This is a genomic window from Acinetobacter nematophilus (assembly GCF_026344175.1).
Classification (GTDB): Bacteria; Pseudomonadota; Gammaproteobacteria; order Pseudomonadales; family Moraxellaceae; genus Acinetobacter; species Acinetobacter nematophilus.
On record NZ_JAPKMY010000008.1, the window covers coordinates 114,021 to 130,348 of the forward strand.

9 protein-coding genes are annotated in these 16,328 nt (G+C 39.8%); 5 read left to right on the top strand and 4 right to left on the bottom strand.

Annotated features, from left to right (window positions below; translation table 11 throughout):
• Positions 1-60: 60 nt before the first annotated feature.
• Positions 61-3,180, bottom strand: a complete 3,120-nt coding sequence (locus OSH00_RS14760; RefSeq protein ID WP_266131063.1) for an efflux RND transporter permease subunit — start codon at positions 3,178-3,180, stop codon at positions 61-63.
• Positions 3,180-4,364, bottom strand: coding sequence for an efflux RND transporter periplasmic adaptor subunit (locus tag OSH00_RS14765; RefSeq protein WP_266131128.1), 1,185 nt, complete (start codon positions 4,362-4,364; stop codon positions 3,180-3,182). The genes OSH00_RS14760 and OSH00_RS14765 overlap by 1 nt, the downstream gene beginning before the upstream one ends.
• Before the next feature lie 146 nt (positions 4,365-4,510).
• Between OSH00_RS14765 and adeR the strand changes: the two genes are divergently transcribed.
• Positions 4,511-5,233 carry an efflux system response regulator transcription factor AdeR gene (adeR, locus tag OSH00_RS14770; protein WP_266131064.1) on the top strand — a complete coding sequence of 241 codons (723 nt, stop codon included), beginning with the start codon at positions 4,511-4,513 and terminating at the stop codon, positions 5,231-5,233.
• A gap of 404 nt (positions 5,234-5,637) precedes the next feature.
• Positions 5,638-6,708, top strand: coding sequence for a two-component sensor histidine kinase AdeS (adeS, locus tag OSH00_RS14775; RefSeq protein WP_266131065.1), 1,071 nt, complete (start codon positions 5,638-5,640; stop codon positions 6,706-6,708).
• Positions 6,709-6,775: 67 nt separating this feature from the next.
• On the opposite strand, the gene OSH00_RS14780 is transcribed toward adeS, so the two are convergent.
• Together OSH00_RS14780 and OSH00_RS14785 are read right to left on the bottom strand one after the other, a co-directional pair.
• Entirely contained in the window at positions 6,776-7,231 is a 456-nt protein-coding gene (locus tag OSH00_RS14780; protein ID WP_266131066.1) for a GNAT family N-acetyltransferase, read from the bottom strand.
• 236 nt (positions 7,232-7,467) lie between these two features.
• Complete coding sequence (locus OSH00_RS14785) at positions 7,468-8,658, bottom strand: benzoate/H(+) symporter BenE family transporter (RefSeq protein WP_266131067.1); 1,191 nt, start codon at positions 8,656-8,658, stop codon at positions 7,468-7,470.
• A gap of 163 nt (positions 8,659-8,821) precedes the next feature.
• Between OSH00_RS14785 and pdxR the strand changes: the two genes are divergently transcribed.
• The 3 genes from pdxR to tssI all read left to right on the top strand — a co-directional run bounded on the left by pdxR (position 8,822) and on the right by tssI (position 16,324).
• Positions 8,822-10,315 (top strand): MocR-like pyridoxine biosynthesis transcription factor PdxR, encoded by a 1,494-nt coding sequence (pdxR, locus tag OSH00_RS14790; RefSeq protein ID WP_266131068.1) that lies wholly within the window; start codon positions 8,822-8,824, stop codon positions 10,313-10,315.
• A 296-nt stretch (positions 10,316-10,611) separates the two neighbouring features.
• Entirely contained in the window at positions 10,612-11,541 is a 930-nt protein-coding gene (locus tag OSH00_RS14795) for a hypothetical protein (RefSeq protein WP_266131069.1), read from the top strand.
• Between the two features lie 85 nt (positions 11,542-11,626).
• Positions 11,627-16,324, top strand: coding sequence for a type VI secretion system tip protein TssI/VgrG (gene tssI / locus OSH00_RS20600; RefSeq protein WP_420909528.1), 4,698 nt, complete (start codon positions 11,627-11,629; stop codon positions 16,322-16,324).
• Positions 16,325-16,328 lie beyond the last annotated feature (4 nt).

Consider the following 16,328-nt stretch of genomic DNA (forward strand, 5'->3'; position numbering starts at 1 on the left):
GAATGAACGCATAAGAAAGATCAGAGGAAAACTACTTTTCCTCTGATGAATTAATTTGAATTAAGCTCGGGGATTGTGTTTGGATGATTTTGCTGAGAATCGTTTTTCTACAGCGCCTAAGACAAAAATGAAAAAGACGGGTACAAAGAAGATAGCCAGAATCGTCGCGGAAATCATGCCACCAAATACACCTGTTCCTAATGCATGCTGAGTTTCAGAACTAGCACCAGAGGCAATCACCAAAGGAATGACACCACAGGTAAAAGCAAGCGACGTCATGAGAATCGGACGTAAACGAAGTTTTGCTGCTGCAACTGTAGCTTCAATTAAGCTCATGCCTTCTTCTTTGAGCATCTTGGCAAATTCAACAATCAAAATCGCATTTTTGGCAGATAAACCAATAATGGTAATTAAGCCAATTTTAAAGAACACATCATTCATCATACCTCTCGACATGATCGCAACAATTGCCCCGAAAATGCCTAGGGGTACAACCAACATGACTGAAAGCGGTATGCTCCAACTCTCATAAAGTGCTGCCAATACAAGGAACACCACCAGCATAGACAACACCAGTAAAAATGCCATCTGAGACTCGGTTTGCTTTTCCTGTAAAGAAATACCTGTCCATTCATAGCCGATACCTTTAGGTAATTTGGCAATCAAATGTTCCATTTCGCGCATTGCATCACCTGATGACGTGTCGAAGTTTGGAATACCTGCAATACTTAAGGATGGTCGACCGTTGTAGCGGTTATATTGTTGGGGTGCTTTACTCCATTGAGGACTCACGACTTCAGACAGCGAAACCAATTGTCCACTCGAGCCTGCAACTTTAAGATTTAAAATATCTTTCAATTGCATCCGCGATTTGGCATCGACCTGTACAATGACTTGCTGCATACGACCCTGATTAGGAAAATCATTGATATACATCGAGCCCATTGAGGTTGAGATAATGTCAGAAACATCAGAAAACCTCACACCCAACGCATTCAACTTTTCACGATCGATCTTTAAAGAAATATTGTCACCCTGTGGTAAACCTTCATTCCAGACCATATAGAACTTTTTATTTTTGGCAGCCATTGCCATCAGCTGATCTTGGGCTGCCAGTAAAGCAGGCATACCCAAATTACCACGGTCTTGTAGACGTAAACTAAAACCTGAAAACGTGCCTAGTTCATCAATAGCAGGTGGCAATACCGCCATGGTTGCCCCTTCTTTGCTATTGGCCATAAAAGCATTGACTGAATTGGTCATCTCTGTTGCTGTCGCGGTACGATCTTTAAAATCTGTTAGCGTAGTGAAAGCCATTGCTACGTTTTGACCTGAACCGCTAAAGCCCCAACCCAAGATTGTGGTATTACTTTTTACATTGGGATTGTCTTTCAAATGCTGTTCAAATTCATTGACGACATTGCGAGTACGCTCCGCAGTTGCATCTGAAGGCAGTTGGAATGAGGTTAAAAACCAGCCTTGATCTTCCTCAGGCATAAATGCTGTAGGCCAGTATTTCATACCTGCAAATGTAATTCCTGTGATCACGACAAAGATCACCATCATGGGAATCGTATGTTTGATGACTTTAAGCAACAGCAATTCATATTTTTTGGTGACTTTATCGAAACTACGATCAAACCATGCAAAAAAGCCTTTCTTTTGATGGTGGCCATCAATCGGCTTTAGAATCGTTGCACACAGGGCAGGCGTTAAGATTAGTGCCAAGAGTGCAGAGAATAAAATCGACACAGACATGGTCAGTGTAAATTGCTGATAGATGATGCCGACAGAGCCACTGGCAAAGGCCATCGGTAAAAATACCGCAGCAAGTACCAGTGTAATTCCAATGATTGGACTGGTGATTTCTTTCATTGCCTTAGACGTTGCTTCTTTGGGTGGCAAGCCTTCTGTGGCCATAATCCGTTCTACATTTTCGACCACCACAATCGCATCATCGACAATAATCCCGATGGCAAGCACCATTCCGAACATGGTCAACACGTTGATTGAAAAGCCTAAAGCTAACATCACTGCGAAAGTACCGAGGAGGGCAATAGGCGCAACAATGGCAGGAATCAGGGTATAACGTACATTGTGTAAAAACAGATACATCACAATAAAGACCAATACCATGGCTTCAAGTAATGTATGAATGACCTTTTCAATTGAAATTTTAACAAAAGGTGCAGTGTCATAAGGAATGCTATATTGCATACCTTCTGGCAAATTTAATTTCAACTCTTCAATTTTGGCTCTTACACCTTCTGCTGTTTTTACTGCATTTGCCCCCGGACTCAACTGAATCGCGGCTGCTGTAGCCGGTTGTCCATCTTCTAAAATGGCAAAGTTGTAGGCTTGGGAACCCATTTCAACTTGTGCAACATCTGAAAGTTTAATCACGCTGCCATTCGTTTTGCTTTTTAAGCTGATATTTTTAAATTGCTCTACATTGCCTAATTGTCCTTGAGCCGATAAAGGAACAGTGATTAATTGCCCTTTTTCAGCAGGAAGATCTCCAAGACGTCCCGGAGCAATTTCAATATTGTTTTCACGAATTGCTGTATTCACATCACTGATCGAGAGTCCATAAGAAATCAATTTATTCGGATCGACCCAGATTCGCATGGCTTTTTCAGCACCGAAAGATTGAACTTTACCGACACCTTCAACACGTTTGAGTTCTTCAACCACGTTACGGACCAGATAATCACTCAAATCGACTTCTGAATACTGACCATTGGGTGAGTTGATACCGACCAACATCAAAAAACCGGAAGATGAGGCTTCAACTTGCAAGCCTTGTTGACGAACAACTTGAGGTAAGCGTGCTTCAACAGCTTTGATTTTGTTTTGTACATCTACCTGTGCCATTTCAACATCAGTACCCGGCTTAAAGGTTGCAGAAATTTCCGCAGTACCCGAAGTATCTGTGGTTGAACTATAGTAAAGCAGGTTTTTCACCCCTGATAATTCACGCTCAATCAAGGTGACTACACTGTCATTGATGGTTTGAGCGGTAGCTCCCGGGTATGTCGCACTGATATTGACTTGAGGAGGTGCAACACTTGGAAATCGTGCGATTGGTAATTTGGGAATACTCAATACCCCAAATAAAATAATGAAAATCGCAATGACCCATGCAAAGACAGGGCGGCGAATGAAAAATTGTGACATCATCATTGAGCTCCTTGTGTTGCCTGTATTTTCACAGGTTCAGCTGCATTCGCTGTTGTTACAGGGGTTTTCCATACCGTTAATTCAAGTTTTTGGTTAGGTTGAATACGATCAATACCTTCAACCACCACCTTGTCACCCGCTTTCAGGCCTTTGTTGGCAATATAATATTGTTCATATTGTTGCCCCAGTTCGATTGGACGAATATCAGCTGAGCCTTTTGCATTGATCACATAGACTTGAGGTTCACCGTTGATATTGCGTTGAATGGCCTGTGCAGGGATCAGTAGAGCTTGAGGTACAGACGCACGATCAATATCGACCCGGACATACATACCAGGGAGTAACTTTCTTTCAGGATTGTTCACCTCGATACGAATCGTGACATCGCCTGTTTCTGGATCTACATTGATGTCTTCAAACAACATTCTTGCTGTAACGTTATAGGGTTGACCATGACTGTTGGAAATTCGGAAAGTCTTCTGGTCATTTGCCGACAGTTCACCATTCTGTAAAGCTGTTTGTAATCGTTCATATTCACTGATTGATTGTTTAATATCGACATAGACTTTATCGATCTGCTGTATCGTGGCCATTTTATTGGTATCACCTTGACCGACCAATGCGCCTTCAGTGACAAAGGACTGTCCGATTCGACCTGAAATGGGTGCACGAACTGTGGCATATTGCAAGTTGAGATTCTGGCGTGTCAGCAAGGCTTTCATTTGTGCAACATCTGCAAGCGCCTGTCGATACTCCGCTTGGGCATTGCTGACTTCCTGCTTACTGATCGCATTGCTGGGCAGCAATTGCTGATAGCGTTCTAGCTGAACTTTTAAACGTGCCACTTCTGCTTCTGCTTTATTGAGTGATGCACGATTGCTGTTCACATCTGCTTGAAAGGTTTCGGAATTAATTTTATAGAGTGCCTGTCCTGCCTTCACTTCACTGCCTTGTGTGAATAACACTTTTTCAATAATACCGCCGACCTGGGGGCGAATTTCAGCTGTACGGAATGCCTGTACACGAGCAGGGAGGTTCTCGCTGAAATTGACGGATTGAGGTTGGATATTCAGTACACTGACTTTTGCCGGTGGTGTTTCTGGTTGGGCTGCTTCCTTGGAGCCACAACCTTGCAGTACCAATCCAATGGATAAAAATAATGGAAGTAATAGATGCTTTTGCATTCTGTCCAAGCCTTGGGAGTTTTTGATGCTGACATTATTTTTGATGTTTGTGTAACCTTGATCAGCAAAGTGTGGAAAAAGTGTGGAGAAAGACAGATAAATCAGCGTATCATGCAGATTGACAGAAATTATTTGATGATTCATTCATGTTTGAAGCCTCATTTTCTTTTGATTGCCGTGATAAACAAATCCTTGTGGTCGAGGATGAATATGATATTGGCGATATTATTGAGCGTTATTTAAAACGTGAAGGAATGCGGGTGATTCGTGCGATGAATGGGCGGCATGCGATAGAAATACATGCAAACCAACAGATTGATTTAATTCTTTTAGATATTAAATTACCTGAGATGAACGGTTGGGAAGTGTTGAGCAAGATTCGTCAAAAGGCCCAGACGCCCGTCATTATGTTGACTGCATTGGATCAAGATATTGATAAGGTGATGGCATTACGTATAGGTGCAGATGATTTTGTGGTTAAACCATTCAATCCAAATGAAGTGGTTGCCCGAGTGCAGGCGGTATTAAGACGAGCGCAGCAAAATGCATCTGTTCAAAACCCCCATCTTATTTATAAAAATATTGAAATAAATACCGATATTCATAGTGTCTATGTGACTCAGCAAGACAACAGGGTTTTACTCAATCTGACTTTGACTGAATATAAAATTCTCAGTTTGATGATTCACCATCCACATAAAGTCTTTACCCGCAGCGAGTTGATGAATCATTGCTTGCCTGATAGTGATGCACTGGAACGTACAGTGGATAGTCATGTCAGTAAGCTTAGAAAAAAACTGGAAGAACAGGGGCTTCAGCAAATGTTAATCAATGTACGTGGGGTTGGTTATCGACTGGATCATCTTTGAAATTCAAACATCCTTTTTAAAATGGAATTAACCTGGATTATGCGTTTATATTTTTTTCATGATGCTATAAAAAGATAGGGATGATTTAATGTTAAATATCCCTGAGTGAATAGAACAATTTCACAGCAACATTCAACTTTAATCATTATGATTAATACTGGGACTTGTGATGTTGAATTCTCAATATTTAAAAGTAGTGGACTGTTGATCATAATTGATTTTAATTCACAATTTTTAAAATCGTTTTAGTTCTATTGAATACAATTTGATTGTCGATACATCAATGATGCGAAACTTTGCCAAAGAATAGAGAGTTAAACTATTCATAAAATGTTTAAGCGTAAGATCAGAAAAAATGCAGAAAATGAGAGAGTGAAATTTCGATGGATAGAGCTGCAAAGTTCATGAAAAAAAAGTCAGGAATCAGTAAACAGCTATTCATTGCACTCAGTATCGTCAATTTGAGTGTGACACTGTTTTCTGTTTTGCTGGGCTATTACATTTATAACTATGCCATTGATGTGGGCTGGATTACCTTAAGTACGCTACAGGAAGACTGGACAGAATTTCATTTTGTTGACTGGATTTGGTTAGCCACAGTCGTTTTTTGCGGTTCGGTGATTTCACTGATTATTGGAATGCATCTTGCCCAACGATTTATAAAACCGATTAATTATTTGGCAGAAGCTGCCGAGAAAATCAGCCAAGGCGATCTTTCTGCAAGAGCAGATGACCGCCAGATTCATTCAGCTGAAATATCTGAGTTGATGCATAACTTTAACCATATGGCACAGAAACTTGAGCTCTCCGTTAAAAATGCTCAAGTGTGGAATGCTGCCATTGCACATGAACTCAGAACGCCAATGACGATTTTACAGGGTCGTTTGCAAGGAATCATTGATGGTGTTTTTGAACCCAACGTTGTCTTATTTAAAAGTCTTTTAAATCAAGTTGAAGGTTTATCTCATCTGGTGGAAGACTTGCGAACATTGAGTTTAGTTGAAAATCAGCAGCTAAGATTAAACTATGAATGGGTCAATCCACAGGAAAGTATCGAACGGGTGCTTAAGCTGTTTGATGACCGTTTGGCTCATGCCCAACTCATTCCTCAGCTTGATTTGACCACAACCCCTGTATATTGTGATCGACGTCGTATTGAGCAAATTTTGATGGCATTGATTGATAATTCAGCACGTTATGCACATGCAGGTCAATTAAATATTTCCTCAAAAACAATCAATAAGCAATGGATTTTACACATTGAAGATCAAGGACCAGGCATAGCTCCTGAGTATCAAGCAAGTTTGTTTGACCCTTTTTTTAGACTGGAGCAATCCAGAAATAAAGAATTTGGTGGAACCGGGCTGGGATTGGCGGTCGTCCATGCAATTGTTGCTGCACATCAAGGAACGATTGAATATCACAACAAAAATTCAAATAGTATATTTACGATTAAAATACCATGTCTTGAATAGCATGCTTTTAAAGCAGGTATTTCCAGAGAATCAGCGCCAGAAATAAATGACTTCTGGCAGTATGAGTTTAATTTAATGACATACGGTATTCAATTACACCTGGTTTTTCAGCTACCCAGTCATACAGTTTTTGTGCAGTATGATTGCTTTCTTGAGTGTGCCAATACAGACGCGCGCATTCACGTTTTTGAGCGTACTGTTTGACATATTCAATCAAGTGTTTACCAATATGTTGACCTCTGGCTATCGGTGAAACATATAAATCCTCAAGGTAGCAATAATCCTGTACGGCCCATGTCGAGCGGTGAATAACATAGTGTACAAAGCCCAATACAGTGTCTCCATTTTTTGCGACAGCACAATAAACAGGTTCTGCATCACTAAAAAAACGCTGCCATGTGGCTTGAGTGACTGCACTGGATAAACTGATTTGATAAAATTCTTGATAGGCTAACCAATAGTCTAGCCACTGTGTGTAATCGCGTTGTGTGGCAGGTACAACTTGAATCGTTAAATTTTCCATAGATATTCTCCAGTCGATATATGGTTTAAAGTGGAGAAAGAAGTTTAATTTTATTGTGGTATTCTCATAAGGTACACTTTTGATATTTTTGAGAGTACCAGTTGCTCAAGCTATAAAAAAGGGAGCCTTCGTCTCCCTTGTCTTACTCAGATATGCCGATAGAATTCCACAGTATCTAAATCTCATCGATGGGGAATATCCCGTGAAAAATAGAATTAGACTGCTAAAACAATCCCTTATCTTTTAAATTTTCCATTTAAGATAGCATAGGAGATTAACCCAATCACCAGTCCCCAAAAAGCCCCACCGATGCCCAACAGATGAATATTTGCTGCAGTGGCTAAAAAGGTGATAAGCGCAGACTCGCGCGTATCCTGAGCATGCATTGCATTTGCCAGGCTTCCTGCAATCGTCCCCAGTAAAGCAAGTCCAGCCAAAGTTGCAATGAAAACACTTGGAAAAGCGCTAAAGAGGCCTGCAAGGGTTAATCCAAATATTCCCACCAAGATATAAAACATACCCGCCGCAATCCCTGCAATCCAGCGTTTAGATGGATCAGTATGCGATGCTTTACCTGTACAAATCGCTGCAGTAATTGCTGCGAGATTAAATGCATGAGACCCAAAAGGCGCCATTAAAAATGAACCTAAACCCGTGATGGTGAATATCGGTTTTAAACTGGTTTGATAACCATCATTTCTAAGTACCAAGATACCCGGCATGTATTGACCTGTCAGGGTAATTAAAAATAGAGGCAATGCCACGCTCAAAAGCGCATTGATTGAAAATACAGGCGCTGTAAAAACGGGCGTAGCCAATTGAAGTTCAAATGCTGAAAAATCAATACGAGATTGTAAGATTAAAAACAGCAGCCCCAGACTAAGTACACTGACGACAGCATAACGAGAAGAAATGCGTTTAGTCAGCATATAAATAATCAGCATACTGAGTGCTAACATCGGATCAATATTGATATTGGAAAATGCAGAAATGCCAAATTGTAATAAAATTCCAGCGAGCAGACCTGAACAAATGCTTGGTGGAATATAAGCAATCAGTCTTTCAAAATATCCAGTCATACCTAAAATCACGAAAGCCAGCGCAGAAACCAGATAAGCTCCAATGGCTTCCGCATAAGAGATGTTCACCAAAGCTGTAATCAGAAAGGCAGCTGCAGGTGTCGACCACGCTGTAATAATCGGTTCTCGGCTGATCCAGCTTAATAAGATGCCTGAAACTCCAACACCAATGGAAATAGACCAGACCCATGAAGCGGTCAATTCAGCACTTAATCCTGCTGCTTGAGCTGCCTGAAAGATCAGAATAAAAGTACCGCCATAGTTCACAATCACTGAAATCAATCCTGCCACAGCAGGATGGATCAGATCAGCAGAAAAAAATCGAAATGGGCGCTGTTGAGCGTGCATAAGTCAACCCCAAGTTTTTTAATAATGTGTTTAGAGCCAAATGATTTGAGTGAAAGTTTGTCTTTTTTCTCAATGATTTGGGATGGTCAGGTTGAGTGTAGTTTTGATTGTGGTATTTTTATAAGATACACTTTTGATATTTTAGACAGTACCAGTTCAGCTTATGAGTTCACCATCTTCTGCTGTTTTTCCACATTTAATTTTGCCTAAAGGGCAGATCAAAGATGGTTTATATAGTGTTTTGCGTGATGCGATCTTGGATGGGCGTTTGCGAGCAGGGACTAAACTGCCTTCGAGCCGTTCTTTGGCGGAGATGATGTCTATATCCAGAAATTCAGTGCTGGCTGCCATTGAACGCTTACTGGATGAGGGATATCTGTTTACCAGACCCAGTTCCGGGACATATGTGGCTGAAATTATTCCAGATCAGTTGATTAACTCAGACCGGGATTTAAAGCGAGCATTAGCCAAGCCCTCTCAGCAATTAAATATTAATCCGCACATCGCAAATTTGTTGCCTGCATGGCAAAAACACAACATTTCTGGACAAGGGAAGAAAATCTTTCATGTGGGGGTAGGGTGTACCGATTTATTTCCACATCCCTTGTGGGGAAAATTGTTGGGAAGAGTTTGGCGACAGTCTTATCATCAGTTAGGACAGTTGCATGACTGTCGTGGTTATTTGCCCTTACGCCAGGCAATTTGCGATTATGTTCGGTCTACACGAGGGCTCAACTGTCATGAACAGCAGATTATCATTGTCAATGGTACACAACAGGCGATTCATTTGGCTGCCTATGCTTTATTGCAAGCACAAGACCAAGTCTGTTTAGATGAGCCAGGTTATGATGCAGCACTGAATATTTTCCGCAGCTTTGGCATGACTGTCCATCCTGTGATGAGTGATGATGAGGGTATGAAGATCAATGAGATAATTCAACATTATCCAGAATCTAAACTCATCTATACCGCGCCCTCCCATCAGTTTCCGCTGGGTGGAACTCTAGGATTGAGTCGCAGGCTAAGCTTGCTGGATTGGGCAGTAAGTCAGCAAAAATGGATTTTCGAGGATGACTATAACAGTGAGTTCAGATATGGCACTCATCCGATTCAGGCTTTACAAGGCTTAGATCAACATCAACGGGTAATTTATTCTGGCACATTTTCAAAAATGATGTTTCCAGAGTTTCGCTTAGGATTCATGGTCGTTCCAGAAGCATTGATTGAAACTTTTAGCCTCGCCAAATACTACACAGATACACGTAGTTCCTATCTGGAACAAGCTGCTTTGGCATTGTTTATTCAAGAGGGGCATTATGCACGGCATGTACGAAAAGTACGCAAAGCATGTTATGAACGGCAGCAGGTGCTTATTGCAGAAATTCAACAACAGCTTTCTAATGTGTTGACTGTACAGCCGACAGATTCAGGGATTCATCTGGTGTGTTGGCTGAAACAAGGATGGACTGAGCAAAATTTCCTGAAAATGTGTGCGGAGATTGATCTGGCTGTACAACCTTTATCACGTTACTGCCAAAACCCACTGCAAAAAGCGGCGGTTTTATTTGGCTTCGCTGCGCATAGCCCTGAGGAGATCCGGTTCAATATTCAACGCTTAGCACAGCATATCCAAAATACAAAATCTTTACTTCATTGAAACGAATCATCGTACTTATAAAACGAATATTGTATTTAAGAACACTATAAAAAATTCCCACAAGGGATGATTGTATAGCAACAAAAGGATTTCAAAATCGAAACCTAAATTGTCAAAAACTTAATTAGGATCATCAAAGTTTAAGGATGTTCTTTTATTTATATGCAATATCTTTTATTGGGCTTTTTATAAAGATTAATTAACATATTAATTAATGTATTAACAGAAAATATCACTTGCTAATGTGTAGAAAAACTTGATAAAACAAACCATGTTGTGAATAAAATATTAGAGTTATGGTAAAAAGATATAAAAATGATCCAATTAAAATCATTAAAGATTGGCAAGGTGAGGATTGGAATGTTTATGAAGAGCGAAATACACAAGCTGGGGTAATAATCTACAAAGGCTGGATGTACGAGCGAGTTGCAAAGAGTCAATATATCTACATTTTGACGAGTGACTTGGCTGAATTTTTAAAGAAACATGATCGAGCTCAATCCATGAAACTACTTGGGTTGTCGGTTAAAATAGTGACTAAATTTAGACGTGTATTGGGGCTTCAAAAAAAATATGATTATACCTTATCCACTTTAAGAGATTGGATGCTTGAACATCAAGATGAGTTGTTTAATCAAAGTTTCCAGATGTTAAATGAAAAATATGGATTAACTCAAACGGAAGTCACAAAGTATTGCACCTTTTTAAGAAAGAAAGGAGTTCAACGTAGTAACAAACTACGTAAGAACAAAATTGGCTATGCAAATCGTAGAATTGTAGAAAATAACAAAGAAGCCCTAGCTCAATGTGAAAATATTTTTGAGGTTCAATCATTATTGAATAAAAAGAATCACAGAGCAGCGAGGTACGTGCATAATCAGGTATGTATAGAGCTAGGTATACCTACATTAAATGATTTGCGTCTACAACATTTGAATGAAAAAAAAGAGTGGCGATTAGAACATAAAGAAATCATTCTGAATAAACAGTATTCAATCAAAGAGATCGCGATACAGCTCAATAAAACTAAAAGGGAGATTTTAACTGCTCGTTCTTATTTAAAAGAATTATTCGGTGTAAAAAAAAGAGTTCCTATTCTAAATTGGGTAAAGGAGCATCAACAGGATTTAAATACACTTTCTATAAAAGAATTGTGTGAAAAATTTAATTTAACTATGGGAGCGGCAATATATCGGAGAAAGCTATTGAAACAAAACGAAACATAAGGGATTTTTAAGTTAAAATTAAATATGGACAAGATATGGTTTTTTTGTAATGTTGGTTAAATTTAGAACTACTACACAATAACTCATGTTTAATAATATTTATGTAGCATTAGAAAAAATGGGCCTTAGCGCTCAAAAGCGTACAATCCATGTATTTTTTTCAAATACAGATCTTAATCAGCAAGTATTTTTACAGCGTATTGATGGAACACATGCCATTAATGAAGGCGTAAATCTACAGCTTATTTGTCTGTCTACACGACATGACATTGCTTTAAAAAGTTATATTGGCTGTCGTGTAGCGGTTGATATTGTCAATGATCGATCTGAGCTTAATCGAATTTCAGGCATTGTCACCAAAGCTGAGGCGGGTGCCTCTGATGGCGCTCTCTCAGTTTATCGTTTGACCGTAGAAGATCCAACAGTACTTTGGAAGCAGCGTAGAAATTCGCGTGTATTTATGAATATGTCTGCTATACAGGCAGTAGAAGTGATATTTAATGAATGGCGAGAAAAATCTCAGCTCTTTGCTTCAAGTTTGACTCTGGATAAAAGTGGTTTAACCAAAGACTATGATGTTAGACCGTTCATTATGCAGCATAATGAGCGGGATGCGGACTTTGTTCAAAGATTGCTCGCCGAGGAAAGTGTGTGTACATTAATTGACGAAGCACAACTTAAAGTGTCTCGTTTTAACGAACAAATCCATCCTCAAAAACTTCGTTTGATTGATGATAATTCCCAGTATACTTGTTTGGACCGACGTAACATTCGGTTCCATCGAAGTAGCGCAGTTGAAAAAAACGATTCGATTTTAAGTCTGCTCGCAGAACGAAGCCTACAACCGACCTCAGTACATATCCAGCGTTGGCAAGCTGATGCACTGGAAATAGAAGAAGGGGCTGGCAATGTTTTAAGTAAGCACCAGCACAGTGGCAACTATGACAATGCCAGTTTAGGCTTAGAACAGGTATTGCATTTTAGCCCTGCATGGGTCTCAGACCTCAATGGTGAGGATGGAGCAACCCCATCGGGCAACAGTCAGGTTGAACGTTTTAATCAAAACTTGAGCAACTACTACGACTCACAAGCCAAGCAGTTTACTGCAACTTCGACGGTACGAGATGCCCATGTTGGATATTACTTCGACTTGAATGAGCATCCAAGTATAGGTCAAAAAAATTCTTCAGATAGCCAATTCCTGATCATCTCCAAAGCCTTCTATAACCAAAATAATTTGCCTAAAGATTTGACCTATCAGGTTGAAGCTTTACTGAAACAAAGTCATTGGCAACCAGCCAATATCACCACCAACCATATAGCGAATAGTGACGAACGCCAAGCCAATCAATTGCTGCTACAACGACGACATATCACGATTGTTCCAGAATATGACCCACTCAAGCACAGACCGATGGCAACACCACAACGTGCCAGAGTGGTTGGACCGAGTGAGGAAGAAATCTATGTTAATGAAAGGGGGATGGTTAAGGTAAATTTCTTGTTTACCCGTACTGAAGACCATCAACATGATGGTGGTGCAGGTTCTAACGACAATGATACAGACTCGGCTTGGGTGGACGTATTGACACCGTGGGCGGGCGAAGGCTATGGCGCAAGATTTTTGCCGAGGGTTGGAGAGATTGTTGTTGTCGACTTCTTTGATGGCAATATTGACAGACCATTTGTGCTGGGGCGTATTCATGAAGGACAACGAAGCCCGACCAAGTTTGATGACAAAGGCAAGCTGCCAGACACTAAAAAAATTTCAGGGATTAAAAGTAAGGAATATCAATCTAATGGGTTCAATCAGCTTCGCTTTGATGATACGACCAATCAGATCAGCAGTCAGTTACACAGTAGTCATGGGGCAAGCCAACTCAACTTGGGTAATCTGAGTCATCCAAAAGAAACCGAGCGCAGTGAAGGACGAGGGGAAGGCTTTGAACTACGTACTGACCAATGGGGCGCACTCAGAGCGAAAAAGGGTTTATTACTCAGTACTTATGCTCAAGATTCAGCAGCAGGCAACCATCTTGATGCAACTGAAACAAAATCACAACTTGAATCGAGTCTGAATAACTCAAAGGCTTTAAGTGAAGTTGCAAAGCATCAACAGACTGATCCTTTAGACGTTTTAAATCATTTAAAACAATTCCTCAATCAAATAGAACAAGGTGAAAAAGATAAAGCAGATGCATTTAAACAAGCTTTGATGGTTTTGGCTTCACCGAATTCTATTGCACTTGCAAGCAATGAAGACATTCATCTTTCAGCGGATGGGCAAATCAGTCACAGTGCAGGTGATAGTATCAATCTCAGTACGCAAAAGAACTTAATCACACATGCAAAAAACAAGATCAGCCTATTTGCTGCGCAGGAAGGTGCAAGGCTTTATGCAGGCAAAGGTAAAGTCGAGATTCAAGCACAGGGCGATGGTGCAGATTTGATCGCACGTAAAGGTATTCAAATTATATCCACAGAAGATCGTATTGAAATTATCGCCAACAAGAAAATAGTTTTTATCTCTGATACGACAAAACTTGAGTTGAGTGGACAAGGTATATTTTTTGGTACAGGTGGTTTGTTTGAGGTCAAGTCGGGGCAGCAGAAATTTAACAGTGGCATGAAAGTGAGTGCTGCATTACCGTTGTTACCTATTGTGAATTTTGCGCCAGATAAGCCATTACCGACATTGAAAAGTACCTATGCCCATGACCAACTTGTTGTATTGGCAAAGACCTTCTCACCAGAAAGTTTTGTCAGTTTGGTTGCACCGATCTTTGGTTTTGATATTCCCGATAGTCTGTATTTAGCATTGAAAACTGACTTGGAGAATGGCGTAATTCAACCGCCTGAACATATCGTGACGGCTAAAAGTATCAACGGTCATGCAGCAGGGTTTAATCATCAAGATAAGAAAATCTATGTTGCTGCGGATACAGTGTTGTCTGCGCTTGAAAATGACAGCAATTTGGAACGGCTTTATACCGTGCTTTTACATGAGTATGGGCATTACATCGATGATCGTCTTCGCATCAGTGGCAATTATTCATTAGACAATAGCTATAATCTATATGTGATCGTCAAAGGAAATGTGCTGGAAGAGATCGCGAAGAATTTTGATACTACCGTTGAAGAACTATGTTCGCTTAATCAAATTTCTGACCCTGATCTTATTTATATTGGCGATATTTTAAAAATACCCGCAAAAATAGAAAAAATAGCACCTGATGCACCACGAGATGAAGGTGCGGTTTATGCATATAATCTAGGTCAACTGACTGAAGGAAAAGATAAAGGTGCCAATACTGAATTTGAGTTTGCTGACATAACTTCTGAAAAATTCTCAGGAAAGCTGAAAATCACTCCGACCTCAGGGAAAAGAGCTGCAAGAATGCATGCTGATTTCGAGTCGCAAATGGATGAAGTGGTTGATGTTCAATATGAATACTTTGGTGCAGGTGAAGGCAAGTTTTCTAAACAGACTAAAATACTGGCAAATAGAGGAACAATAGACCCCAAAACAGGTAAATACATTAAAAAAGATGACAATAAAGGTGTAAGGATTGAACATGGACACCAATCTATTGAAAAAGAAGCCATTGGTGAATTAAATCCTAAGGGTGAAATATTTGATCGGCGCTCAGTTAATGCGATTTATGCAGGAAATTGGTTAAGAGACCATTCTCAACTGGTCTGTGGAGCTGTGCTGAATAAGAGCATTGATGTTGCGATAAATAATCAAGGTAAAATTACTACCATCAAACCAACGCGTAAGTTAATTACCAATATATTGGCAGTCTTGGCATATGATCATTTTTTTGATGAAGGTGTAGCGAGTGATTTAGTTAGATTAAAAAAACTCGAAAAAAACGATAGCTATTCCTCGAAATACCGTTCTACCATGCAAGTAATTTTAAAAAAAGGGAATTACGGTAATTTAAGTGAAAAAAATCAGAGGCGTTATAAAGCGTTAGCTTTGAAAGCCTATTTACCTGAAAGCTCTTTACCACATCGTTTATTTCGTGATTTAAAAGGAAAAGATGGCGTACAGATATTGGGTGTTTACCGTTTTGAAGAACATATCGACAATCCTTTTGGTGCGGATATCTATACCCATGTAGATAAACAATTAAACCCTAAATCAAATGATAAAACCTTTCAAACCAATAGTGATCAGAAATCTGCACAATTTAATTTAAAAAATTATATTGCAGACAATACTCCAAATAACTCAAAAGATTCGGCATTTCCTACAGCGTTAGAATATATGTTGGGACAGTTAGAAGAAAGCATGAAACAGAATACTAACTCGGATGTGCCTTTGCGACATTTGGGCAATGCATTCCACGTACTCGAAGATTTTTTTTCACACAGTAATTTTGTAGAGATTACACTGATTAAACATGGTTATACTGATGTTCGGCATAATGTATTGAGAAAAAATAATTTTAGTCGTTACGAACAAATTCCTTTGGTGACAGGAACTTTTGATACTTGGGATACTTTTGCCAGTATCGGCGGCGCTTTGGCGAAGATGATTGATCCACTTAAAGAGTGGAGTGAGTATGAGGGGATGGTGTCTGGAGAACGTAGTTTTTCTGATTTGATTATCCAAGAATTTATTTTTACCGTGGATGCGGTGTCTAAAGACAAGAATTTAATCAAAATTTGGTTCCGATACTTAGAGTTAAGGGATGAAATTTGTGCTTTGTATGAAGCAGGCTATGTTGATTTGGCAAAAAAAGCGGCAAAAACCATCAGTGAGTTTAGAAAGTAAACCG